The organism is Pseudomonas sp. R-28-1W-6 (assembly GCF_009799925.1).
Lineage (GTDB): Bacteria > Pseudomonadota > Gammaproteobacteria > Pseudomonadales > Pseudomonadaceae > Aquipseudomonas.
Window position 1 is genome coordinate 82,439 of record NZ_WELK01000007.1, and the last position, 22,454, is coordinate 104,892.

19 protein-coding genes are annotated in these 22,454 nt (G+C 67.7%); 6 read left to right on the forward strand and 13 right to left on the reverse strand.

The genetic code is table 11. The features are described 5' to 3' along the window. Positions 1 to 1,441: retention module-containing protein (locus F3I62_RS14150; protein ID WP_160490284.1), on the reverse strand; the 1,441-nt coding region annotated here is incomplete at its 3' end. 330 nt (positions 1,442 to 1,771) lie between these two features. Here F3I62_RS14150 and F3I62_RS14155 point away from each other — a divergent pair. The 3 genes from F3I62_RS14155 to F3I62_RS14165 all read left to right on the forward strand — a co-directional run bounded on the left by F3I62_RS14155 (position 1,772) and on the right by F3I62_RS14165 (position 6,767). Further along, entirely contained in the window at positions 1,772 to 3,121 is a 1,350-nt protein-coding gene (locus F3I62_RS14155; protein WP_160490285.1) for a TolC family outer membrane protein, read from the forward strand. A gap of 126 nt (positions 3,122 to 3,247) precedes the next feature. Beyond that, on the forward strand, positions 3,248 to 5,404 hold the full coding sequence (locus tag F3I62_RS14160; RefSeq protein WP_160490286.1) for a type I secretion system permease/ATPase: 2,157 nt from the start codon (positions 3,248 to 3,250) through the stop codon (positions 5,402 to 5,404). A gap of 4 nt (positions 5,405 to 5,408) precedes the next feature. Further along, positions 5,409 to 6,767, forward strand: coding sequence for an HlyD family type I secretion periplasmic adaptor subunit (locus F3I62_RS14165; RefSeq protein WP_160490358.1), 1,359 nt, complete (start codon positions 5,409 to 5,411; stop codon positions 6,765 to 6,767). A 96-nt stretch (positions 6,768 to 6,863) separates the two neighbouring features. On the opposite strand, the gene mmsB is transcribed toward F3I62_RS14165, so the two are convergent. The 7 genes from mmsB to F3I62_RS14200 all read right to left on the reverse strand — a co-directional run bounded on the left by mmsB (position 6,864) and on the right by F3I62_RS14200 (position 14,798). Next, a complete protein-coding gene (gene mmsB, locus F3I62_RS14170) occupies positions 6,864 to 7,748 on the reverse strand; it encodes a 3-hydroxyisobutyrate dehydrogenase (protein WP_160490287.1) in 885 nt (294 codons plus the stop codon). A gap of 39 nt (positions 7,749 to 7,787) precedes the next feature. Beyond that, positions 7,788 to 8,612, reverse strand: coding sequence for an oxaloacetate decarboxylase (locus F3I62_RS14175; protein ID WP_160490359.1), 825 nt, complete (start codon positions 8,610 to 8,612; stop codon positions 7,788 to 7,790). Positions 8,613 to 8,638: 26 nt separating this feature from the next. After that, a complete protein-coding gene (locus F3I62_RS14180) occupies positions 8,639 to 9,742 on the reverse strand; it encodes an enoyl-CoA hydratase/isomerase family protein (protein WP_160490288.1) in 1,104 nt (367 codons plus the stop codon). A 51-nt stretch (positions 9,743 to 9,793) separates the two neighbouring features. Next, on the reverse strand, positions 9,794 to 10,612 hold the full coding sequence (locus F3I62_RS14185) for an enoyl-CoA hydratase (RefSeq protein WP_160490289.1): 819 nt from the start codon (positions 10,610 to 10,612) through the stop codon (positions 9,794 to 9,796). A gap of 168 nt (positions 10,613 to 10,780) precedes the next feature. Further along, on the reverse strand, positions 10,781 to 11,944 hold the full coding sequence (locus F3I62_RS14190; RefSeq protein WP_160490290.1) for an acyl-CoA dehydrogenase family protein: 1,164 nt from the start codon (positions 11,942 to 11,944) through the stop codon (positions 10,781 to 10,783). A gap of 6 nt (positions 11,945 to 11,950) precedes the next feature. After that, complete coding sequence (locus F3I62_RS14195) at positions 11,951 to 13,198, reverse strand: ABC transporter substrate-binding protein (protein ID WP_160490291.1); 1,248 nt, start codon at positions 13,196 to 13,198, stop codon at positions 11,951 to 11,953. Positions 13,199 to 13,304: 106 nt separating this feature from the next. Beyond that, positions 13,305 to 14,798, reverse strand: a complete 1,494-nt coding sequence (locus tag F3I62_RS14200) for a CoA-acylating methylmalonate-semialdehyde dehydrogenase (RefSeq protein WP_160490292.1) — start codon at positions 14,796 to 14,798, stop codon at positions 13,305 to 13,307. A 352-nt stretch (positions 14,799 to 15,150) separates the two neighbouring features. Here F3I62_RS14200 and F3I62_RS14205 point away from each other — a divergent pair, with 352 nt between their 5' ends. Next, positions 15,151 to 16,032 (forward strand): AraC family transcriptional regulator, encoded by an 882-nt coding sequence (locus tag F3I62_RS14205; RefSeq protein WP_160490293.1) that lies wholly within the window; start codon positions 15,151 to 15,153, stop codon positions 16,030 to 16,032. A 146-nt stretch (positions 16,033 to 16,178) separates the two neighbouring features. Here the strand turns inward: F3I62_RS14205 and F3I62_RS14210 are convergent, their stop codons facing one another. Beyond that, a complete protein-coding gene (locus F3I62_RS14210) occupies positions 16,179 to 16,409 on the reverse strand; it encodes a thioredoxin family protein (RefSeq protein WP_160490294.1) in 231 nt (76 codons plus the stop codon). Positions 16,410 to 16,523: 114 nt separating this feature from the next. On the opposite strand from F3I62_RS14210, the gene F3I62_RS14215 reads away from it, so the two are divergent. Beyond that, positions 16,524 to 17,093, forward strand: coding sequence for a MarR family winged helix-turn-helix transcriptional regulator (locus tag F3I62_RS14215; RefSeq protein ID WP_160490295.1), 570 nt, complete (start codon positions 16,524 to 16,526; stop codon positions 17,091 to 17,093). 124 nt (positions 17,094 to 17,217) lie between these two features. Here the strand turns inward: F3I62_RS14215 and F3I62_RS14220 are convergent, their stop codons facing one another. Continuing rightward, a complete protein-coding gene (locus tag F3I62_RS14220) occupies positions 17,218 to 18,033 on the reverse strand; it encodes an HDOD domain-containing protein (protein ID WP_160490296.1) in 816 nt (271 codons plus the stop codon). Between the two features lie 162 nt (positions 18,034 to 18,195). Between F3I62_RS14220 and ung the strand changes: the two genes are divergently transcribed. After that, complete coding sequence (ung, locus tag F3I62_RS14225) at positions 18,196 to 18,894, forward strand: uracil-DNA glycosylase (RefSeq protein WP_160490297.1); 699 nt, start codon at positions 18,196 to 18,198, stop codon at positions 18,892 to 18,894. On the opposite strand, the gene F3I62_RS14230 is transcribed toward ung, so the two are convergent. The 3 genes from F3I62_RS14230 to F3I62_RS14240 form a co-directional block, all read right to left on the reverse strand. Next, on the reverse strand, positions 18,854 to 19,738 hold the full coding sequence (locus tag F3I62_RS14230; RefSeq protein WP_256667774.1) for a DUF6279 family lipoprotein: 885 nt from the start codon (positions 19,736 to 19,738) through the stop codon (positions 18,854 to 18,856). The two genes, ung and F3I62_RS14230, sit on opposite strands and share 41 nt — an antisense overlap. Positions 19,739 to 19,930: 192 nt before the next feature. Continuing rightward, on the reverse strand, positions 19,931 to 20,953 hold the full coding sequence (locus F3I62_RS14235; protein WP_160490298.1) for an AbrB family transcriptional regulator: 1,023 nt from the start codon (positions 20,951 to 20,953) through the stop codon (positions 19,931 to 19,933). Continuing rightward, positions 20,946 to 22,454 carry a tripartite tricarboxylate transporter permease gene (locus F3I62_RS14240; protein ID WP_160490299.1) on the reverse strand — a complete coding sequence of 503 codons (1,509 nt, stop codon included), beginning with the start codon at positions 22,452 to 22,454 and terminating at the stop codon, positions 20,946 to 20,948. Before F3I62_RS14240 ends, F3I62_RS14235 begins: the two co-directional genes overlap by 8 nt.

Here is a 22,454-nt window from a genome sequence, read left to right on the forward strand (position 1 = left end):
TGACCGAGCCGTCTTCGTTGACGCTGAAGCTGTCGTCATTGGCGACCACGGCGTCAGCAACGGTGAACGGATCGTTGGCGCTGGCGTCGTTGCCCTGGCCATCGCTGCCGCTGATGGTGGCGATGTAGTTGCCATCGGCCAGGGCGGCGCTGTCCGGCAGGGTGAAGGACCAGGTGCCGTCGCCGTTGGGGGTGACGCTGTAGTCGCTGCCGTTGACGTTGAGGGTCAGGTTGCCGGTGGTGTTGGCATGGGTACCGCTGAAGGTCGGGGTGCTGTCGCCGGTGGTGGTGATGTCGGCGATGGACACGCTCGGCGCCAGGGCGTCGAGCACTGCACCGTCAGTGGCGTTGGCTTGATTGCCAGCGGCATCGGTGACGCTGGCACTGACGTTAAGGTTGCCATCGGCCAGGCCGCTGAGGTCGGCGGTGGTGCTGTAGTTGCCGGCGGCATCGGTGATGGCGGTGACTTCCACGGTGTCGCCATTGGCATCGGTGATGACCAGGGTCACGGTACGGCCGGCGCCGACATCGGAGGTGCCGGCGATCGGCGCGTTGGCGACGTTGTCGCTGTTCACGTTGTCGAGGCTGACGGTGAGGTTGGCGCTGGTGTCGACGGTGTAGTCGCGTGCGGCACTGGCGGTTGCGCTGTTGCCTGCGGCATCGGTGCTGGTCAGCGTGGCGGTGATGCTGTCGGCCGCGCGCAGGTCGCCGGTGCCCACATTGATCTCGAAACCGAGAGAGCCATCGGGGCGCTGGATCACGTTGCCGTCATAGAGGTTGCCGCCCACATCGAGGGTCACCCTGTCGCCCACCTTGGCTTCGCCGCCGACGCTGCCGGTAATGCTGAGGAAGTCGTCGGCGAGTTCCTGGCGGTTGAGGGTGTTGTCCGCGGTGATCGGATCGATGCCGATGCTGATCACGGGCGGGGTGGTGTCAGCCGCTGGCGCGGCGTCGGTGCTGGCTAGGTCGAGGGCGTCGGTGGCGGTTTCGAGCGTCTCTGCCGCCCCCGCAATGCCGAGCCCGGCAGTCGCAAAGCCGATGGTCGGGTCCAGTTGCTGGCCGGTGGCGTCGAGGATGACGAAGCTATGCCCGCCCCCGGCCGCGCCGCCCGTGCCGCCGCCGGCCGCCGCGCCCGCCGCGGTTTCTTCCAGGCCGGTGGTCGGGTCGAAGCCTTCGGCCAGGGCCTGCTCCAGTTCGGAGACGGGTTCCTCGTCGTTGCCTGTCTGCGCCTGCGGGTTGCCGGCCTGCCAGGTGGCGCTTGCCCCCAGCTGGACGACCTCGCCATCGGCCAGTTGCAGGGTGGCACTGCCGCCGGCGTCGGTGAGGAGCTGTTCACCCGCGAACAGTTGATCGCCTTCGAATACCTGACGCTTCAAACCATCGATCGAAACGGCGAAAACCTGACCGATGATGCTCTTGATAATGGCGACGATGCTGCTCATGGAATCCGCTCCTGCTACAGCGCACTGGGAAGGTTGTGCACGCAGATGAATTGAGGTGGTGGGCGTTGAAATAATTGAGTAGTAGTCAAAAATATGGCGACAATAAATCGTCTTATGCCGATTTGGAATTGAAGCTGTGCCAAAGTATTGACCGCCCTTCGGCGATCATAAACAATTGACTATCGTGATGTCACTTTGATATCGATAAGATTAATCTGTGAGCTGCGTCACCTTAATGCAGTGACTTAATCGACGCCGGTAATGTGCTGTTTTTAACAACCCTGCGTTGTGCAGACCCGCCTTGCCCTGTTCAAAGGATTCCCCCTTCCCATGCGCTTCTCCGTTGTTCTGCCGCTTCTCTTCACCTGTTCGGTTTCCGCCCAGGCACAGACCCTCAGCGAGGCGCTGCAGGGCGCGCTCGAGAACCATCCGGAAATCCAGGCGGGGGTGAATGCCCGCCTGTCCGTGGAGGAGCAGATGAAGGCGGCCAAGGGCGGCTACCTGCCGCGGGTCGACCTGCTGGCCGGCTACGGGCGCGAGGGCACCGACGATCCGGGCGTTCGCAACGGCAGCGGCGAGCACGACTATGAAACCCTGACCCGTGGCGAATCCAGCGTGCGCCTGCAGCAGATGCTGTTCGACGGTTTTGCCACCAGCAGCGAAGTGGCCCGGCAGCGCGCCACCGTGAATGCGCGCGCCTATGAACTGATGGGCACCTCCGAGCGTACCGGCCTGGACGTGGTGCGAGCCTATCTCGATGTGCTCAGCCGCCAGGAGATGGTGCGCCTGGCGCAGGACAATCTGCGCAGCCATGAACGCATCTATGACCAGATCACCCTGCGCAGCGAGCGCGGGGTAGGGCGCATGGCCGATCTCGATCAGGCGGAAGCGCGCCTGGCCCAGGCCCGCAACAACCTGATCACCGAGCAGACCAACCTGGCCGATGCGCGGGTCAACTACTACAGCCTGGTGGGCAGCGACCCCGCCGAGCTGAGCCGTCCGGCCGGCCTGGCCGGTCAGCTGCCGGCGGACCTGCCGGCCGCGCGCGTGGAGATGCTGGCGAACAACCCGCTGCTGCGCTCCGCCGAAGCCGATGTGCAGGCCACCGAGCAGCAGTACGAGGCGGCCAAGTCGCCGTTCTACCCGCGCTTCGATGCCGAGCTGGAGCACGGCGCCGACAACAACCTGGATGGCACCGAGGGGCATGTGAACGAATGGCAGGCCATGGTGCGCATGCGCTACAACCTGTTCGCCGGCGGCAGCAACAAGGCCGACCTGCAATCCAAGGCGCACCTGACCAATCAGGCGATGGACGTGCGCAACAATGCGCTGCGGGTACTCAACGAGGAGCTGGGCCTGGCCTGGAACGCGCTGGAAAACGCGCGCCAGCAGCTGCCGATCGCCGAGCAGTACGTCGACTACAGCAGCCGCGTGCGCGAGTCCTACCAGAAGCAGTTCACCCTCGGCGATCGCACCCTGCTCGACCTGCTGGACAGCGAGAACGAGCTGTTCACCGCTTCCCGTCGACTCGAGGAGGTGCGCTTCCTCGAGCTGTTTACTCAATACCGGATCAAGGCCACCATAGGCGCGCTGCTCAAGAGCCAGGGGGTGGTGGCGCCGATGGCCTCCGCGCCGCTGGACGTGGTCCAGAGCGAAGCCAAGCTGCCTGGCCTGAACTGAGCCCAACGCCGTCGATCCGCGGCGAAACGGGTCGGGGTCGGCACGCCGCGGCGTGCCGGCCTGGTAAGGGTGCGATGACCGTGCCTGGCTTCGAGTCAGCTTTCTCCGGCGCAAGAGTGACCCCGCGTGGCAGTAGATATCAGTCAGACCCAGACCCGTAGCGACCCCCGCGATCGCCATGACGATCCGTTGTTGGACAGCCTGCTGTCGCTTTGCCTCCTGCATCAGAAGTCGGTCAGCCGCGCCATGCTGACGGCGGGCCTGCCCCTGCCGGAGCAGCGCCTGAGCGCCGAGCTGCTGCCGCGCGCCGCGGCGCGCGCCGGCTTGCAGGGGCGCTGGTTGCGCCGCGAGCTGCAGCAGATTCCGGCGATTGCCATGCCGGCGCTGCTGCTGCTGCGCGACGGCCGCAGTGCCCTGCTGCTGGGCTGGGACGAGCAGCAGCGCGCGCGCGTCATGCCGTGCGAGAGCGAGGGCGGCGAGGTGCTGGTCAACCTCGAGGTCCTGCGCGAGGACTACAGCGGCCAGGCGTTCTTCGCCCAGCCGCTGCACAAGTTCGACTTCAACCGCGGCGAGCTGATCCCGCGGGCCACGTCCTGGTTCCGCGACACCCTCAAGCGTTCCCGCTGGCTGTATATCGATGCCATCGCCGCCAGCCTGCTGATCAACCTGATCGGCCTGGCCACGCCACTGTTCGTGATGAACGTGTACGACCGGGTGGTGCCCAACCAGGCCGAGGCCACCCTGTGGGTGCTGGCCATCGGCATCACCGGGGTGTTCTTCTTCGACCTGCTGCTCAAGACCCTGCGCGGCCTGTGCCTGGACCTGGCCGGCAAGAAGACCGACCTGATCATCTCGGCCACGCTGTTCGAGCGCATCGTCGGCATGGCCATGAAGTTCCGCCCCGCGCGGGTCGGCAGCTTCGCGCAGAACATCCACGAGTTCCAGAGCCTGCGCGATTTCCTCGCCTCGCTGACCCTGGCCAGCGTCATCGACCTGCCGTTCACCCTGCTGATCCTGGCGGTGATCGCCATGATCGGCGGGCATCTGGTGTGGATTCCGATTCTCGCCTTCCCCCTGGTGGCGCTGATCGGCTGGGCCCTGCAGCGGCCCCTGGCCGAGACCATGCAGCGCACCATGGCCCTGGCCGCCGAGCGCCAGTCCAGCCTGATCGAGAGCCTGGCCGGGCTGGACGCGGTCAAGGTCAACAACGCCGAGAGCGAGCGGCAATATATCTGGGAGCAGACCATCGGCACGCTCAGCCGCCTGGAGCTGCGCGCGCGCATGCTCTCCAGCCTGGCGATGAACTCGACCATGCTGCTGCAGCAGCTGGCCGGCGTGGTGGTGGTGGTGCTGGGCGTCTACCAGATCATTGCCGGCAACCTGAGCATGGGCGGGCTGATCGCCTGCTACATGCTCAGCGGTCGCGCCCTGGGCCCGCTGACGCAGATGTCCGGCCTGCTGACCCGTTACCAGCAGGCCAAGGTGACCCTGGACTCGGTCAACCAGATGATGGAATTGCCGCAGGAGCGCCAGGACAACGAGCGCCCGCTCAAGCGCCAGTCGCTGCAGGGCGCGGTGGAGTTCCGCCAGGTCGACTTCCATTACCCGGAACAGCAGCAGGCGGCCCTGCACAAGATCAACCTGGTGATCCGCCCGGGGGAGAAGATCGGCATCATCGGCCGCAGCGGCTCGGGCAAGAGTTCCCTGGCCAAGTTGATCGTCGGCCTGTACCAGGCCGATAGCGGCAACCTGCTGGTCGATGGCATCGATGTGCGCCAGCTGGACGTCAGCGACCTGCGCTACAACATCGGCTACGTGCCCCAGGACATCCAGCTGTTCAGCGGCAGCCTGCGTGACAACCTGGTGTCCGGCGCGCGCTACGTGGAGGACGAGCTGGTGTTGCAGGCCGCCGAACTGGCCGGCGTGCACGAGTTCGCCCGCCTGCACCCGAAGGGCTACGAGCTGCAGGTCGGCGAACGCGGACAGAACCTCTCCGGCGGCCAGCGGCAGAACGTCGCCCTGGCCCGCGCGCTGTTGCTCGATCCGCCGATCCTGCTGCTGGACGAACCGACCAGCGCCATGGACAACACCGGCGAGGAGCGCCTCAAGCAGCGCCTGGCGGCGATGATCGCCAACAAGACCCTGCTGCTGGTCACCCACCGCGCCTCGATGCTCAGCCTGGTGGATCGCCTGGTGATCGTCGACCGTGGCCAGATCATTGCCGACGGGCCCAAGGGGAGTGTGATGGAAGCGCTGAAGAAGGGGCAGGTCAGTGTCAGCTAAAGCTATCGGCAAGCGTCTGCGGCAGGCCCTGGGCGCCTATTTCGGCGGCCGCCAGGCGCTCGGCAGCGAACCCCTGCCCGAGGTCAGCAAGGCGCTGATCGAGGATGCCCCGCGGGTGATCCGCCTGACCATCTGGGCGCTGGTGGCCTTTGTCGCCTTCTGCCTGCTGTGGGCCAACTTCGCCGTGGTCGATGAAGTGACCCGCGGCGATGGCAAGGCCATTCCTTCCTCGCGCCTGCAGAAGATCCAGAACCTGGAGGGCGGCATAGTCGCCGAACTGTTCGTGCGCGAAGGGCAGATAGTCGAGGTCGGCGATCCCCTGCTGCGCCTGGATGACACCCGTTTCGCCTCCAACGTCGGCGAAACCGAAGCCGACCGCCTGGCCCTGCTGCTGCGGGTGGAGCGCCTGAGTGCCGAGGTGCAGGACCGCGAGCTGGTGGTGGCGGCGGAAGTGCGGGAGAAGGCCCCAGGCCTGGCCGACAACGAGATCGAGTTGTTCAACAGCCGCAAGCAGCAGTTGCTCGACGAGGTGGCCGGCCTCGAGGAGCAGTTGACCCAGCGCCGCCAGGAGCTGCGCGAGTACGCGTCCAAGCAGGGGCAGTCGCGCAACAGCCTCAACCTGCTGCGCCAGGAAATCCAGATGTCCGAGCCGCTGGTCGCCGAAGGCGCGATCTCCCAGGTGGAGGTGCTGCGCCTCAAGCGTGCGGAAGTGGAGGCGCGCGGTCAGCTGGAAGCCACCACGCTGGCCATGCCCCGCGCCGAGGCGGCGATCAAGGAGGTCGAGCGCAAGATCGACGAGACCCGCGGGCGCTTTCGCAGCGAGGCCCTGACCCAGCTGAACGAGGCGCGCACCGAGCTGAGCAAGATCCAGTCGACCGGTAAGGCCCTGGAAGACCGGGTCAATCGCACCCTGGTCACTTCGCCGGTGCGCGGCATCGTCAAGCAGCTGCTGGTCAACACCATCGGCGGGGTGATCCAGCCGGGCAGCGATATCGTCGAGATCGTGCCGCTGGGTGAGAGCCTGCTGGTGGAGGCGCGCATCCGTCCGCAGGACATCGCCTTCCTCCATCCGGGGCAGGAGGCCATGGTCAAGTTCAGCGCCTATGACTACACCATCTATGGCGGGCTGCGGGCCGAGCTGGAACAGATCGGCGCCGACACCGTCACCGACGAGGAGGGCAACAGCTTCTACCTGATCCAGTTGCGCACCGACAAGAGCCACCTGGGCAGCGAGGAACGCCCGCTACTGATCATCCCCGGCATGGTCGCCTCGGTGGACATCATCACCGGCAAGAAGAGCGTGCTGAGCTACCTGCTCAAGCCGATCATCCGCGCCCGGGCCGAGGCGCTGCGCGAGCGCTGACGAGCTCCGCGCCACCATGAAAAACGCCGCATTCACTGCGGCGTTTTGCTTTCTCGGTCGTAGGGTGCGCCATGCGCACCAGCGGTTCGGGGGCCGTCACTCGACGAACAGCTTCTGCACCGCCGAGAAATCCAGCTTGCCATTGCCCTGCTTGAGCAGCAGGCGATACAGCTGCAGCGCCAGGGCGCCCATCGGCGTGCTGCTGCCGGTGGCCTGCGCAGCTTCCTGGGCCAGGCCCAGATCCTTGGCCATCAGCTCGGCCATAAAGCCGCCTGAATAACCCTTGGACGCCGGCGCGTTTTCCATCACCCCGGGCCAGGGGTTGTACTTTTCCAGGGTCCAGTTGCCGCCCGAGCTCTGGCGCATGATCTCGGCCAGCACGGCCGGATCGAGGCCGCTGGCCACACCGAGAGCCATGGCCTCCGCTGTGCCGATCATCTGCACGGCGAGCAGCTGGTTGTTGCACACCTTGGCCACCTGGCCGGCGCCGTCGGGGCCGGCGTGGAAGATGTTCTTGCCCATCGCCGCGAGGATCGGCCGGGCCTTCTCCAGCGCCTCGGCCTGGCCGCCGACCATGAAGGTCAGGGTGCCGGCCGCCGCCCCGGCGGTGCCGCCGGACACCGGCGCATCGAGCATGGCGAGGCCGCGGGCGGCGGCTGCCGCATGCACCTTGCGCGCCGAGTCCGGGGCGATGGTCGAGCATTCCAGGATCAGGCTGCCCGCGGCGATCTGCGTCAGCAGGCCGGCGTCGCCCAGGTACAGGCTTTCCACATGGCGACTGGCCGGCAGCATGCTGATCACCACGTCGGCGCCGCGCACTGCCTGCGCCGCGCTACTGGCGGCCGTGGCGCCCTCGCCGGCCAGGGTGGCCACGGCGTCGGCGACCAGGTCGAAAACGGTCACGGCAAAGCCGGCCTTGAGCAGGTTGCGGGCCATGGGCAGGCCCATGTGGCCGAGGCCGATGAAGGCGATCTGGGTCATTGTTGTTCTCCTTGCCGGATGGACATGCTCGGGTGCTGTTCAGCGCGATGCGCCGAACAGCTGGTTGATGTGGGCGAACGGCTCCGCCTGTTCGGCGAAACCGAAGCTGCCGTGCAGGCGCACTTCCTCGGCGGCCCGCAGGAACGCGCCGAAGGCCGCGCGGGCCAGTGCCGAACCCAGGCTGACGCGCTTGACGCCCAGCTGCGCCAGCTCGCCGACGGTGAAGCTGGCCGAACCCAGCCCCATCACCACGTTGAGCGGTTTCGGCGCCACCGCGCGCACCACGGCGGCGATCTCTTCGCGGCTGCGCAGGCCCGGCGCGTAGAGCACGTCGGCGCCGGCTTCGGCATAGGCCTGCAGGCGGCGAATGGTGTCGGGCAGGTCGGGGCGCCCGTGCAGAAAATTCTCCGCCCGGGCGCAGAGCGTGAAGGGGAAGGGCAGGCTGCGGGCGCTTGCCACTGCGGCCTGGATGCGCTCCTGCGCCAGTTCCAGCGGGTAGATCGGCTGCTCCGGCCGGCCGCTGGCGTCCTCGATGGAGCCGCCGACCAGGCCGGCCAGGGCTGCCAGCTGGATGGTGTGCGCGCATTCCTGCGGGCTAGGGCCGAAACCGTTTTCCAGGTCGGCGGCGACGGGTAACCCGGTCGCGTCGACGATCGCCCGCGCGTTGGCCAGGGTTTCCTCGCGGCTGATCAAGCCTTCGCCGTCGGCGCGCCCCAGGCTGAAGGCCAGGCCGGCACTGGTGGTGGCCAAGGCCTCGAAACCGAGGGCGGCCAGCGCCTTGGCCGAGCCGGCATCCCAGGGGTTGGGGATGACGAAGCAGCCGGGGCGTTGATGCAGGGCCTGGAAGGCCAGGGCCCGCTGCATCTGGCTGGGCACCGGCGGGCTCTTGCTCACAGATCCGCCAGCGGATGCGCGCCTTCCCACACCGCCTCGAAATGGGCGTCGATCACCGCCGGCGGGATGGTTGCCACGTCCGGCCAGTGCCAGCGCGGCGCCTGGTCCTTGTCGAGCAGGCGGGCGCGCACGCCTTCGGGGAATTCCGGGTGGCGGCAGCAGTTCAGGCTCATGGCGTATTCCATGCGGAACACCTCGGCCAGCGACAGGTGGCGGGCGCGGCGGATCTGCTGCCAGACCAGGTGGGCGGTGAGCGGGCAACCCTCGGCCAGGGTCTTGGCCGCGCGGGCCAGGAGCAGGTCGCTGTCGCCCTGCAGGGTGCCGAGGGCACGCCAGGCCGCAGGCAGGTCGGCCACGTCGAGCAGGGCGTCGAGGCGTTCGCGGCGCGGCAGCCACTGGGCCTGCGGCAGTTCGCTGCGAGCCTCGTGCTCCAGCGCGCGCAGCAGGCTGTTGAGCTGCTGGGCGGCCTGCTCCTGCCAGTTGAGCTGGCTCAGGCCGTGGAGCAGGGCGTCCTGCTGGTCGTCACGCAGGAAACGGTCGGCCAGGTTCAGGTCCAGGGCATCGCGGGCGTTGATGCCGCTGGCGGTGAGGCCGAGGAACAGGCCGAGCCTGCCCGGCAGGCGGGCGAGGAACCAGCTGCCGCCGACATCCGGGTACAGGCCGATGTTGATCTCCGGCATGCCCAGGCGGCTGCTCGGGGTGACGATGCGGATCGCCGCGCCCTGCATCAGGCCCATGCCGCCGCCCAGCACATGGCCATGGGCCCAGCAGATCAGCGGCTTCGGGTAGGTGTGGATGAGGTGGTCGAGGCGGTATTCGTCGGCGAAGAAGCGCCGCGCCAGCGGCGGCACCTCGCCCGGGTGCTCACGGCACTGCTGCACCAGCTGCACCACGTCGCCGCCGGCGCAGAAGGCCTTGGGGCCGTTGCCGCGTAGCAGCACGCAGGCGATGCTCGGGTCAGCCGCCCAGGCGCGCAGCCTGGCGTCCAGCGCCTCGATCATCGGCAGGGTCAGGGCATTCAGGCTCTTCTCGGCATCCAGGCTGGCGATGCCGATGCGGTAGCCGTGCTGGGCGTGGCGCTCTTCGAAATGCACGTTCATCTTCGCGGTTCCTGGTGCGCGCGGCGCACCCTACGGGCGAGTGGGCGCCGATTATTTGTTGCGCCACTGGGCGTCGCGTTTCTCGAGGAAGGCGTTGACCCCTTCGCGGGTGTCGTCGGCGTCGAACAGGTCGACGAAGCGCTCGCGCTCCTCGGGCAGCCAGGTGTTCGCGCCGCGTTCGCGTGCGCCCTGGATCAGCGGCTTGATGGTGCGCACCGCCACCGGGCTCTGCCGCGCCACCTTGGCCGCCAGCAGCAGGGCGTGGCCGCGGGCTTCGCCGCTGTCCACCACCTGCTCGACCAGGCCGATGCGCAGGGCGGTCTCGGCGTCGATGCGCTCGCCGCAGAGGATCATGCGCTTGGCCCAGCCTTCGCCGACCAGCCAGGGCAGCGCCTGGGTGCCGCCGGCACAGGGCAGCAGGCCGACGCTGGCTTCCGGCAGGGCCAGCTGGGCCTGGCGCTCGGCGATGCGGATGTCGCAGGCCAGGGCGCATTCCAGGCCACCGCCCATGGCGTAGCCGTTGATCGCGGCAATCGACACGCCGCGGAAATCGCGCAGGGCCTCGAAGGCCTCGCCGAAGCGCCGCGCCATCTCGCGGGCACGCGCCTTGTCGCCGTCGGCGAACAGGTTGAGGTCGGCGCCGGCGCTGAAGAACTTGCTGCCCTGGCCGGTCACCACCAGGGCGTAGATGTCGTCGTCGCGGTTGAGGTGCTCGATCAGCTGCTTGAGGCCGATCAGCGAGTCGCGGTCCCAGGTGTTGGCCGGCGGGTGGTTGAGGGTGATCAGCGCGGTGTGGCCGTGCTTTTCCACGGTGATCTTGTGGGTCAGGTCGAAGAGCCCGGGCTTGTAGGCTTCGATGGCGTTGCTCATAAAACATCCTCGTTTCTGCAATGGGCTTAGAACCTGTTCAGGATTTTGCGAGCTAGAGCCATGCAAGGCAAAAATAGGCGAGGAAGCGGAATGTACTTTTGTACATGAGCATTCCAAGCCTGTTTTTAACGCAGCAGGGCCGACGCGCAGCAAATCCTATGCAGGTTCTTACAGCAGGCGATCGAGCATGCCGCCCTGGTCCAGCAGGCGACGGGCGATGATCACCCGCATGATCTCGTTGGTGCCCTCCAGGATCTGGTGCACGCGGCTGTCGCGCACCCAGCGTTCCAGCGGGTAGTCGTTGAGGTAACCATAGCCGCCGTGCAGCTGCAGGGCCTCGTTGCACAGGGTGAAACAGTGGTCGGTGGCGAAGCGCTTGGCCATGGCGCAGTACAGGCTGGCCTCGCCGTGGCCGTTGTCCAGCTTGTGCGCGGCCAGGCGCACCATCTGCCGGCTGGCGGTGAGGTCGGTGAGCATGTCGGCCAGCTTGAACTGCAGTGCCTGGAATTCGCTGAGCGCCTTGCCGAACTGCTTGCGCTCCTCGACGTAGCGCAGGCTCTGCTCCAGCGCCGCCTGGGCCGCGCCCAGCGAGCAGCTGGCGATGTTGATGCGGCCGCCGTCCAGGCCCTTCATGGCATAGACGAAGCCCTGGCCTTCCGGGCCGATGCGGTTGCCGGCGGGGATGCGCACGCCCTCGAAGGTGATCGAGCGGGTCGGCTGCGCACGCCAGCCCATCTTCAGTTCGTTGCGCCCGTACTTCACCCCCGGCGCGTCGCCCGGCACCAGGAAGCAGGACACGCCCTTGGCGCCGTCCTCGCCGGTGCGCGCCATGACGATCAGCACGTCGGTGCTGCCGGCGCCGGAGATAAAGCACTTGCTGCCGTCGATCACGTAGTCGTCGCCGTCACGCCTGGCGCGGGTGCGCAGGCGGGCGGCGTCGGAACCGGCGTCCGGCTCGGTCAGGCAGTAGGAGGCCAGCAGTTCGCCGCTGGTCAGGCGCGGCAGCCAGGCGTCCTTCAACGCCTGGTCGGCGAAGCTGGCGAGCATCCACGAGGCCATGTTGTGGATGGTGAGGAACGCCGTGGTGGCGATACAGCCGGCGGACAACTGCTCGAAGATCAACGAACTGGACAGGCGCGACAGCCCCAGGCCGCCGTCCTCCTCCTTGATGTACAGGGCCAGGTAGCCCTGTTCGGCGGCGCGTTTGATCACGTCCACCGGGAAGTGGTGGTCGCGGTCCCAGTCTGCTGCGTGGGGGGCCAGCTCCCGCGCGGCGAAGGCGCGGGCGCTGTGTACCAGCAGGCGTTGTTCATCGCTCAGTTCAAAGTCCATGGGCTCTCACTGCAAGGTCGGGGGTTGTTTGGCGGCGCTGCGCTCGGCCTGCCATTCGGCCAGGCTGGGCGCGGCTTGCTCGCCGTCCAGTTGATGCACGATCTCGAAATAATCCTGGCGGCGCGGGTCCTTCATCACCTCGGCGCGCGGCTTGACCTGGACGGCATACACCGTCTGCACGTTCTGGTGGTCGAAGGCGCGCCATTGCTGCTTGCCCTTGAGCAGGCTGTAGCTGTGGCCTTCCAGGGCCTGGATCAGCGCCTCGCTGTCGAGGCTCTTGGCCCGCTTGGCGGCGTCGGCCCACTGGTAGACGATGCTGTAGGCCGAGGCGGCGGAGCTGGACGGGTAGACCTCGTAGCGTTCGTTGAACGCCTTGACGAAGGCCATGCCACGTTCCGAGCCTTCGCGCTGGGGCACCTGCCAGGTCCAGGGTTCAGTGCCGAGCACGCCTTCCATCAGGCTCGGGCCGGCCTGCTCGACGATGCTCTGGGTCAGGTTGGGCGCGACGATCTGCATGCGCTGGTTCAGGCCGAGGTCCTCGACGATGCGCATGGCGCGCACCAGGTCTTCGCCGAACAGCACCAGCACCAGCACCTCGCTGCTGCTGGCCGCGGCCTGGGTCAGGGCGTTCTGGTAGTCGGCGATGCGCGCGCCGGGGAAGGGCACCTTGAGGCCCGGGTTCTGCCCCGGGTCCTGGGTGCCGGTGGTCTCGCGCAGCGAGCTTTCCGTGGTGTTGCCCCAGGTGTAGTCGGCGGTCACGTAGAAGTAGCGCTTGCCCGGCAGGGTCTTGGCCAGGTGCTGGCCGAGCACGCGGGCGCTCATCCAGGCGCTGTTGCACTCGCGGAACAGGTAGCGCTGGCCATCCTTGCCGGTGGTGTCGTTGGAGTAGGTGAGGGTGCCGAAGTACAGCAGGCCGCGTTCGCGGGCGCGCTTGCCGGCGGCGATGGCCACCGCGCTGGAGGCGCCGCCGAAGAGCATGGCCGCGCCTTCGTCGGCCAGCTTGTCGACGTTCTTCACCGCCTTTTCCGGGCGCGAGGCGCTGTCCTTGCTGGACAGGCGCAAGGGCCGGCCGAGTACGCCGCCCTGGGCGTTCAGCTCGTCGATGGCCAGCAGGGCGCCGCGCATCTGGGCCAATCCTTCTTCCTTATAGGGGCCGGTGCGCGGGTAGTTGAGGCCGAGGGTTATCGGCTCGGCAGCCTGCGCGCAGGCGGTGATCCCGGCCCAGAGGGCCAGGGTGGCAGTCAGTCGTTTCATTGCATCCTCCATGTTCTTGTTGTGCCGGGGCCGACTGTGAGGCTACGGCGAGCGGGGAGGCATTCTCTTTTGGTCGTATGGGCAGCGTATTGCAGTGGGTCAATGTTCACTTCAATTGGATGGTCATGTTCGGCCCGCTCACGGGCGTGTCGTCGAACCAGCGGCTGGTGACGGTCTTGGTCTCGGTATAGAAGCGCACCGCCTGCTTGCCGTAGGCGTGCAGGTCGCCATAGAAGGAACCCTTCCAGCCGGTGAAGGAGAAGAACGGCAGCGGCACCGGAATCGCCACGTTGATGCCCACCTGGCCGACTTCCACCGCGTGCTGGTAATGCCGCGCGGCGCCGCCGGAGCGGGTGAAGATCGAGGTGCCGTTGCCGTAGGGGCTGGCGTTGACCAGCTCGATGGCCTGTTCCAGGGTGTCGACCTCCATGCACACCAGCACCGGGCCGAAGATCTCCTCGCGGTACAGGCCCATCTTCGGAGTCACCCCGCGGAACAGGGTCGGGCCCAGCCAGTTGCCGTTCGGGTAGCCCGGCACCGTGCAGTGCGAGCCATCGACCAGACACTCGGCACCTTCGGCCTTGCCCTCGGCGATCAGGCGCAGCACGCGCTGTTTGGCCTGCTGGCTGATCAGCGGGCCGTAGGCGGCGCTCGCGTCGTTCCAGTAGCCCGGTTTCAGTTCGGCGATCTGCGCCGCCAGTTCGTCGATCCAGGCCTTCGACTCGCCGACGAACACCGCCACGCTGATCGCCATGCAGCGCTGGCCGGCGGCGCCGCAGCTGGCGCCGAGCAGGTTGCTGATGACCTGGTCCTTGGGCGCGTCGGGCATGATCACCATGTGGTTCTTCGCCCCGGCGAAGGCCTGCACCCGCTTCAGGTGCTGGGTGCCAGTGCGGTAGATGTGCTGGCCCACCGGCACCGAACCGACGAAGGAGATAGCGCGGATGTCCTCGTGCACCAGCAGGGCGTCGACCACCTCGCGGCCGCCATGCAGCACCTGCAGCACGCCCTTGGGCGCGCCGGCCTCGATGAACAGTTCCGCCAGCCTGTTCGGCGTCAGCGGGTCCTGCTCGGACGGCTTGAGGATGAAGCTGTTGCCGCAGGCGATGGCCAGCGGAAACATCCACAGCGGGATCATTGCCGGGAAGTTGAACGGGGTGATGCCCACGCACACGCCGAGCGGCTGGATATAGCTGGCGGTGTCGATCTCGCGGGCGACGTTCTCCACCGTTTCGCCCATCATCAGGCTGCAGATGTTGGCGGCGTGCTCGGCCACCTCGATGCCGCGCCAGACATCGCCCTTGGCGTCGGCGAAGGTCTTGCCGGTCTCGCCGGCGAGGATCTCGGCCAGCTCGTCGTGGTGTTCCTTGAGCAGGTGCTGGTAGCGCAGCATCAGCCGCGCGCGTTCCGGTAGCGCGACCTCGCGCCAGGTGAGGAAGGCGCTCTTGGCACTGGCGATGGCCGCCTCGATTTCATCAACGGTGGCCTTCGGTGCCAGGGCCAGGACTTCCTGGGTGGCCGGGTCGGTCACTTCGATCAGTTCACGGGAGTGGCTGGCTTGCCACTCGCCTGCGATCAGCTGGGGGATCACGCGGGCCATCAGGTATCTCCTGAACTTATTCTTGGATTCAGTTCACGATCTGCTGCGCGTCGGCCATACGGCGTTAAAACTGGCCTCGGGATGCTCATTTACAATTCGTAAACTCCGCTCCCTCGGCCGTTTGACCAGCCGAAGGCTGTTACTAACGTTGCGCCTTGTCTGGCTCTAGCTCGCGAGATCGTGAGCAGAATCGTGTGCCCTTGTTATAGCCACTGCGTGAAGGCTTGTGGATTGACGATCTTGCCGGTTGGATGGACGATCTTGGGATTAGTCGTGGTCGCTCCGCTGGTTTTCGCCGGCGGGGCGACGACCGGTACGAGCACAAATCAGCGCCGCCTGAGGGAGCCGTTGCATGAAAGCCCACGTGGAAACCTCCAACTGGCCGTTGCCGGCCAATGGCCTGCGCTTCATCACCCCGCCCAGGCTGCGGCGCCTGCTGGCGCGCCAGCCGCTGGCCGCCGGCTGTTTTCCGCTGGCCCTGGGTTTCTACCCGGAAGCGGCCGGGCACCGCATGCAACGCCAGCAGCCGGACGATCATCTGCTGATCTACTGCCGGGCCGGGCGCGGCTGGCTGGACAGCGAGGATGGACGATTAGAAGTTGGCGGTGGCGATTTGCTGCTGCTGCCCAAGGGCCAGGCGCATGCCTACGGCGCCGATGCCGAACGGCCCTGGACCCTGTACTGGGTGCACTTCGACGGCAGCCTCGGCGAGGACTTCCTGCGCCTGCTCGGCCCGGCCCGGCTGCGCCGCATCGGCGTGCAGCCACGCCTGCTGGCCGAGTTCGACGCGCTGCTCGGCCTGCACCGCCAGGGCCTCAACCTGCCGCACTTCATCCATGCCGCGCACCAGCTGCAGGCGCTGCTCAGCTCCCTGGCGGTATTGCCGGCGCGGGCCAACCTCAAGTCCGGCCGGGTGCTGGATGTGGACGCGGTGCAGGCGGTGATGCGCGCCCATCTGCACGACAGTCTCAACCTCGACGAGCTGGCGGCGCAGTTCAAGCTGTCGCGCTTCCACTTCGCCAAGACCTACCGCGCGCTGACCGGCCATGCGCCGATCCAGGACTTCATCAACCTGAAAATGGCCCACGCCTGCCGCCTGCTCGACCAGGGCAGCCTGGAGGTGCGGCAGATCGGCGAGCAGCTGGGCTACGACGATCCCTATTACTTCTCGCGGCTGTTTCGCAAGGTGGTGGGCATGGCGCCGAGCCATTACCGGGCGTTGCACCAGGGTTGAGGCAGGGCAAAGGCCATGGACAGGGGATGTTCATGGCCTTTGCGGGCTGCCGGCGGCTTCACCCGGCGCAGTACTGCTTTGCCGGTGCTACCCGCGCGGTTTTCTGGCCACCCGGCAAGGGGATGCCGAGGGCGAGGGTGGCTTGCCTATTTGAGATCGGCGATGGCGGCGCCGAAGTTCAGGTGCAGCACCTGGCTTCCGACCACCAGGGCGGGCACCGACTTGACGCCGGCGGCCTCGGCCTCGGCAATGCGGCTCGGCACGTTACCGAGGTGCACCACCTCGACCTGCACGTTCGGGTCCAGCAGGTTGAGCAGGGTTTGTTCGGCTTCGACACATACGGGGCAACCGGCGTGGTAGTAGCGGGCAGTAGTCATTGCATGTTCTCCTAGAATTTAAGTATCGGATCGATACCGTTTGCAGGTTACCGATGTACCCGGCTTTGTCAATATGGTTTTTATTCGATACTATTTGCCCGGAGGAGTGATTCCATGACCGGCACCGCACTATTCGATTTGCTCGAACGGCTCACCAGCTTGATGCGCGTGTGGAATCGTCAGCACCCGTTGCTGGCGGATCTGCAACCCATCCAGGTGAGTGCCTTGCTCTACCTGGCGCGCTGCAATCACTACTCGAACACACCGCTGGCGGTGACCGAGTACCTGGGCTTGACCAAAGGCACGGTGTCCCAGTCGCTCAAGGCGCTGGAGGCCAAGGGGTTGATCGTTAAAACCCAGGACCCGCGCGACAAGCGCAGCGTGCATCTGCAGCTGACCGAGGCGGCCCGCACGCTGGTGGCTGAGCTTGTCCCGCCGCAGTTCCTTGGCACGGCCCTGGGCCGCATGGGCGGGCAGGCGGATGAGCTGGAGAGGCTGTTCGGCCTGCTGCTGCGCACTATTCAGCAGTCTGAGGAGGTGCCGAGCTTCGGTCTGTGCCACAGCTGCCGGTTTCACCAGCAGCACGATGGCCAGCCGTTCTGCGGCCTGACCCGGGAGCCGCTGGCCCCGGCGGCCATTGGCTTGATCTGCCGCGAACACCAGCCGCCGGAGGAGGCCGCCTAGTCACGGCGGCTATTGGCTCGCTCGGCGTTTGCTGGGATGCTGCGCGCCTATCCCAGGTGCCGCGCGCGGCTGCTCGGGAACGGGTCGGGCATGGCGCCCAGCCATGAGCGGGCACCGGGGCTGATCAGGCCAGCAGGCGCAGCCACAGCTGCAGTTCCGCCTGCAGTTCCTCGCGCAGGGCGGCCAGCGGCTGCTGCAGGTTCAGCCGCTGCTGAGCCGGCAGTGGTTCGGCCAGGTCCTGCGGGGCGGCTTGCAGCGCGCTGGCGACCAGCACCAGGTCGGTGAGGTCGGCCGTGCCGTCGTGCAGGCGCTGCCATTTGCCACGCTGGCGGGCGCACTCGATGATCGCGCCCGGCAGTTGCCAGCGGGTCAGCACCAGCGCGCCGATGTCGCCGGCCAGGTATTCGCACAGCTCGTCCAGCGCCTGCGCGTCGCGCGGGAAGTCGGGCCAGTGCTCCAGTTCGGCCAGCAGGGGCAGGCTGCCGATGTCTTCGAGCAGGCCGGCGAGCATGGCCTCATCCAGGGACAGGCCGCAGCGCTGGGCCAGGGCGGCGCAGTAGGCCGCCCGCTCGCGCGCCTTGCGCCAGCGCAGGCGAAAGGCCTGCTGCAGGGCGGGCTCGCGGCTGGCGAACAGGTGGCGCACACCGAAGCCGAGCACCAGATCGCCGAGCTGGCGGGTGCCGAGGCGGGCCAGCAGGTCGCGCATCGACACGCAGGGCCGGCCGCGGCGCAGCAGCGGGCTTTCGGCAAACTGCATGAGGTAGGCGGCCAGCGGCGGGTCGCTGTTGATCACCCGGGCCAGCTGTTCCAGCGAGGTGCGCGAGTCTTGCAGCAGGCGGCGGATGCGCAGGGCCGCTTCCGGCATCTGGGGAACCTTGGCCTCGCCCTTGAGGAAACGAGTGAGCAGAGCAAAGCGCAGGGCTTCGGCGGACGGCGGCATGGTGGTTGACGGGGTCGTGGCGGGGGCGGTGATGCTAGCAAATCGCCTGTGGACATGCAGCCGCTCGGTGGAGCGGAAGGGCGCGTCTCGGGCGCTGCAACCTTGACTTGCCCCGGTGCCTTCCTTAGCGTGCCGCTTTCGTTTTTCTCAGCAGGAACCGCCATGAGCGTCGACGACCGCATCAAACTCGAACCGGGCTGGAAGGAGGCCCTGCGCGAGGAGTTCGACAAGCCCTACATGGCGCAGCTCAGCGAGTTCCTGCGTAACGAGAAGAACAACGGCAAGGTGATCTACCCGCCGGGGCCGCTGATCTTCAATGCGCTGAATTCCACGCCGCTGGATCGGGTCAAGGTGGTGATCATCGGTCAGGACCCCTACCACGGCCCCGGCCAGGCCCACGGCCTGTGCTTCTCGGTGCAGCCGGGGGTGCCGGCGCCGCCGTCGCTGCAGAACATCTTCAAGGAACTCAAGCGCGACCTGAACATCGACATCCCCGCCCATGGCTGCCTGCAGAGCTGGGCCGAGCAGGGCGTGCTGCTGCTCAACACCTCGCTGACGGTGGAACAGGCCAGTGCCGGCTCGCACGCCGACAAGGGCTGGCAGCCGTTCACTGACAAGGTGATCGAGGCGGTCAACGCGCGGCCGGGCCACCTGGTGTTCCTGCTGTGGGGCGCCCATGCGCAGGGCAAGCAGAAACTGATCGATGCCACCCGTCACCTGGTGCTGAAGTCTGCCCATCCGTCACCGCTGTCGGCCTACCGTGGCTTCCTCGGCAACGGCCACTTCAGCCGGGCCAACAAATACCTGGAGCAGTGCGGTCTTACTCCGATCGATTGGCGACTGCCGCCTCTGCCGGCGTAGTACAGGCCAGGCCGTCGAGGTCCTGGCGCAGCGCCGCCAGGCGTTGCTGCACGCGCTGGCGCTGGCGGGCGTCGGCAGCGTTGAACAGGTCGGCGAGCAGCTCGGCCAGCGCCACTTGCGAACGCTCGAACTGCTCGCGGTAGGCCGGGGTCCAGGAGCCCGTGCGCTGTTGCACCAGGTGCTGCAGGCGGGCGGCGAAGTCGGCGCTGCGCCGGGCGTCGAGGAGGGCGCGCAATTCCGCCTGCCAGTGCATGCGGTTGTCCAGCCACAGGCGGTTCTGCTCGCCGAGTTGCCGGGACCAGGCCTCGACACGCTCCTGCTGTTGCCGGCTCAGTTCGCCGAACCAGGGCTGCAGGCGCTCGCGCATGCGTTCGGCGCGGCTGGCGACCTGTTCCTCCAGCGGCGGCTGCAGGTATTCCCGGCGCAGCCGTTGATTCTCTTCGCTCAGCGCCTGGTCCAGCTCCGCCACTTGCCGGGGGCTGAGGCCGCGCAGCAGTTCGATGCCGGTGGGGGCGATCTGCGTGGCGATGGCGTCGATCGCCTGGCGGAACTCGTTGAAGGGCGCCTGGAACTGCTGCGCTTGCAGCGGCGTCTGGGCGACCAGGGCCGCGCTGCGTTGCAGCCAGGCCGAGTAGGCCGGCAGCTGGGTGCTGCAGTGCCAGTCCAGGTGCGCGCGCAGGCGCGGCTTGAGCCAGTCCTGCTGGGCGCTGTCGAGTTGCAGGTAGTCGTCCAGCGACCAGCCGATCAGCCAGTCGAGGTTGCGATAGGCCAGGTCCAGGCGGCTGCAGGCGCCCAGCAGCAGGGTGGCGCAGAGCAGGACGATGGCACAACGGCGCAGGCGCATGGCGGGACTCGCACTAAGGCTGTAAACAGAAGGATAGAGCAGCCGGGTATGGTGGGTCTGCATGGCTGTGTAGGGTGCGCCGTGCGCACCACGGGCTCATCGCCGGCTTGCGGTGCGCACGGCGCACCCTACGGCTACGGGCAAAAAAAGACCCGCACGGGGCGGGCCAAGCGTGGCTCGAGGCAAACCGGATCAGGCCTGGTGGCGGCGCTGCCACAGGCGGAACAGCGGCTCGGCGAGAAACAGCACGCACAGCAGGCGCAGCACCTGCAGCCCGGTGATCAGCGGCACCGACAGGGCCAGGGCCTCGGCGGTCAGGCTCAGCTCGGCGATGCCGCCGGGCATCATGCCCAGCAGCAGCGCGCGGTGATCCAGCGCACCCAGCCAGCTCAGCGCCTCGGCGCCTAGGGCGGCGGTGAGCATGGCCAGCACGCTGGCCAGCAACACCAGGGCGACGAAACGCGGTGCATGACGGAAGAACTCGCGGCTGAAGTGGCAGCCCAGGGCGCTGCCGATCAGCCACTGGCCGAGCTGGCTGGTGCCGGCCGGCAGGCTCGGGTTGGACTCAAGCAGGATCGCCCCCAGCGCGCTGACCAGGATCGGCCCGAGTAGCCAGGGGTTGGGCTGGCGCAGGCGCTGGCCGAGCAGGGCCAGGCCGGCACCGCCGGCCAGCAGCAGCGCCAGAACCGCGATGTCCACGTTGCCGCCGGCATGTGCCAGGGCCGGTGGCGTGCCCAGCCAGCACTGGAACAGCGCCGGCACGCAGAGCACCACCAGCAGCAGGCGCAGGCTCTGCCCGGCGGCCACCTGGCTGGCGAGGGCGCCATTGCGCTGGCCGAGGTTGACCATCTCGCTGGCGCCGCCGGGCATGCTGGCGAAGTAGGCGGTGGCGCGGTCGCAGCCGGCGCGGCGCAGCAGGCCGATGCCGATCAGGCAGGTGAGGCTGGTGAACAGCGCGCCGGCCAGCAGCAGGCCGCCGTGGCTGACGACCTGCTGCAGCACCGCCGGGCTGAAGTGCAGGCCGATGCCGGTGCCCACCAGCCACTGTCCACCCTTGCGCGCGCCGGGCACCTCGCGCAGCTCCAGCCCCGCCAGGCAGCGCAGCAGGATCACCGCCAGCAGCGAGCCGACCATCCACGGCAAAGGCCAGCCGATCAGGCTGGCCAGGGCACCGCCGGCCGCGCCGGCCAGCGGGGTGAGCCACCAGTTAGGCATGCGCGGCGCGCAGCGAGCGGCGCTTGCGCAGCCAGCGCAGGCCGGGCAGGGCCAGCATCAGCGCGGCCAGGCCCCACAGCGCCATGCTGATCGGGCTCTGCCAGAGGATCGCCAGGTCGCCGTTGCTGATCGACAGGGCGCGGCGCAGGTTGGACTCCATCAGTTCGCCAAGGACGAAGCCGAGGATCAGCGACGACAGCGGGAAGTCCATCTTGCGCAGCAGGTAGCCGAACACGCCGAGGCCGATCATCAGCACCAGGTCGAAGGTGGTGCTGTGCACGGCGTAGACGCCGACCAGGCTGATGATGGTGATGGCCGGCACCAGGATCCAGGTCGGCACGCTGAGCATGCGGGCGAACAGGCCGACCAGCGGGATGTTCATCACCAGCAGGATGACGTTGCCGATGAACAGCGAGGCGATCAGGCCCCAGACCACGTCCGGCTGCTGCTCGAACAGCAGCGGGCCGGGGGTGATGTTGTACAGGGTCAGGGCGCCGATCATCACCGCGGTGGTGCCCGAGCCCGGCACGCCGAGGGTCAGCATGGGGATCAGCGAGCCGCAGGCCGAGGCATTGTTGGCTGCTTCCGGGGCCGCCACGCCGCGCAGGTCGCCGTCGCCGAAGCGGCCGCTGCTGCCGGCGATGCGCTTCTCGCTCATGTAGGTGATGGCGCTGGCGATGGTCGCCCCGGCGCCCGGCAGCACGCCGATGACGAAGCCGGCCAGGGAGCTGCGCACCGTGCTCCACCAGGTGAAGGTGAACTCCTTGGCGTTGAACAGCATGCGCCCGCTGGCCTTCACCGCCTGCTGGCCGCTGGCGGTGTGTTCGAGCATCAGCAGGACCTCGCTGACGCTGAACAGGCCGATCACCACGATGACGAACTGGATGCCGTCGGACAGGCCGATGCTGTCGAAGGTGAAGCGGTACACCCCGGTGGTGGCGTCCACCCCGACGGTGGCCAGGCCCAGGCCGATCAGCGCGGCGAGCAGGGTCTTGACCGGCTTGTCGCCGACCATGCCGCCCAGGCAGGCGATGGCGAACACCATCAGCATGAAGTACTCGGCCGGGCCGAAGGCCACCGCCCAGTTGGCCAGGATCGGCGCGAACAATACGACGCCGATGGTGGCGATGGTGCTGCCGATGAACGAGCTCATGGCCGACAGCGACAGGGCGATGCCGCCCTTGCCCTGGCGCGCCAGCGGATAGCCGTCGAGGGTGGTCATGATGGCGGCGGCGTCGCCCGGCACGTTGAGCAGGATGGCGGAGATGCGCCCACCGTACTCGCAACCCAGGTACACGGCGGCCAGCAGGATCAGCGCGGTTTCCGGCGGCAGGCCGAGGGCGAAGGCCAGCGGCAGCAGGATCGCCACCCCGTTGATCGGCCCCAGGCCCGGCAGCAGGCCGACCACGGTGCCGACGAAGGCGCCGAACAGCGCCACCAGCAGGTTGACCGGGCGGGTGGCGACATCGAAGCCCTGCATCAAGAAATTCAGCGTTTCCAT

What these genes read in the sequence shown, in the direction of transcription:
- F3I62_RS14230 (WP_256667774.1), bottom strand. Translation starts at nt 19,738, where the DNA reads ATGCGCCTGCGCCGTTGTGCCATCGTCCTGCTCTGCGCCACCCTGCTG.
- F3I62_RS14200 (WP_160490292.1), bottom strand. Translation starts at nt 14,798, where the DNA reads ATGGCCCGCGTGATCCCCCAGCTGATCGCAGGCGAGTGGCAAGCCAGC.
- ung (WP_160490297.1), top strand. Translation starts at nt 18,196, where the DNA reads ATGAGCGTCGACGACCGCATCAAACTCGAACCGGGCTGGAAGGAGGCC.
- F3I62_RS14240 (WP_160490299.1), bottom strand. Translation starts at nt 22,454, where the DNA reads ATGGAAACGCTGAATTTCTTGATGCAGGGCTTCGATGTCGCCACCCGC.
- mmsB (WP_160490287.1), bottom strand. Translation starts at nt 7,748, where the DNA reads ATGACCCAGATCGCCTTCATCGGCCTCGGCCACATGGGCCTGCCCATG.
- F3I62_RS14220 (WP_160490296.1), bottom strand. Translation starts at nt 18,033, where the DNA reads ATGCCGCCGTCCGCCGAAGCCCTGCGCTTTGCTCTGCTCACTCGTTTC.
- F3I62_RS14195 (WP_160490291.1), bottom strand. Translation starts at nt 13,198, where the DNA reads ATGAAACGACTGACTGCCACCCTGGCCCTCTGGGCCGGGATCACCGCC.
- F3I62_RS14205 (WP_160490293.1), top strand. Translation starts at nt 15,151, where the DNA reads ATGAAAGCCCACGTGGAAACCTCCAACTGGCCGTTGCCGGCCAATGGC.
- F3I62_RS14175 (WP_160490359.1), bottom strand. Translation starts at nt 8,612, where the DNA reads ATGCAGCGGGCCCTGGCCTTCCAGGCCCTGCATCAACGCCCCGGCTGC.
- F3I62_RS14190 (WP_160490290.1), bottom strand. Translation starts at nt 11,944, where the DNA reads ATGGACTTTGAACTGAGCGATGAACAACGCCTGCTGGTACACAGCGCC.
- F3I62_RS14215 (WP_160490295.1), top strand. Translation starts at nt 16,524, where the DNA reads ATGACCGGCACCGCACTATTCGATTTGCTCGAACGGCTCACCAGCTTG.
- F3I62_RS14155 (WP_160490285.1), top strand. Translation starts at nt 1,772, where the DNA reads ATGCGCTTCTCCGTTGTTCTGCCGCTTCTCTTCACCTGTTCGGTTTCC.
- F3I62_RS14235 (WP_160490298.1), bottom strand. Translation starts at nt 20,953, where the DNA reads ATGCCTAACTGGTGGCTCACCCCGCTGGCCGGCGCGGCCGGCGGTGCC.
- F3I62_RS14185 (WP_160490289.1), bottom strand. Translation starts at nt 10,612, where the DNA reads ATGAGCAACGCCATCGAAGCCTACAAGCCCGGGCTCTTCGACCTGACC.
- F3I62_RS14210 (WP_160490294.1), bottom strand. Translation starts at nt 16,409, where the DNA reads ATGACTACTGCCCGCTACTACCACGCCGGTTGCCCCGTATGTGTCGAA.
- F3I62_RS14180 (WP_160490288.1), bottom strand. Translation starts at nt 9,742, where the DNA reads ATGAACGTGCATTTCGAAGAGCGCCACGCCCAGCACGGCTACCGCATC.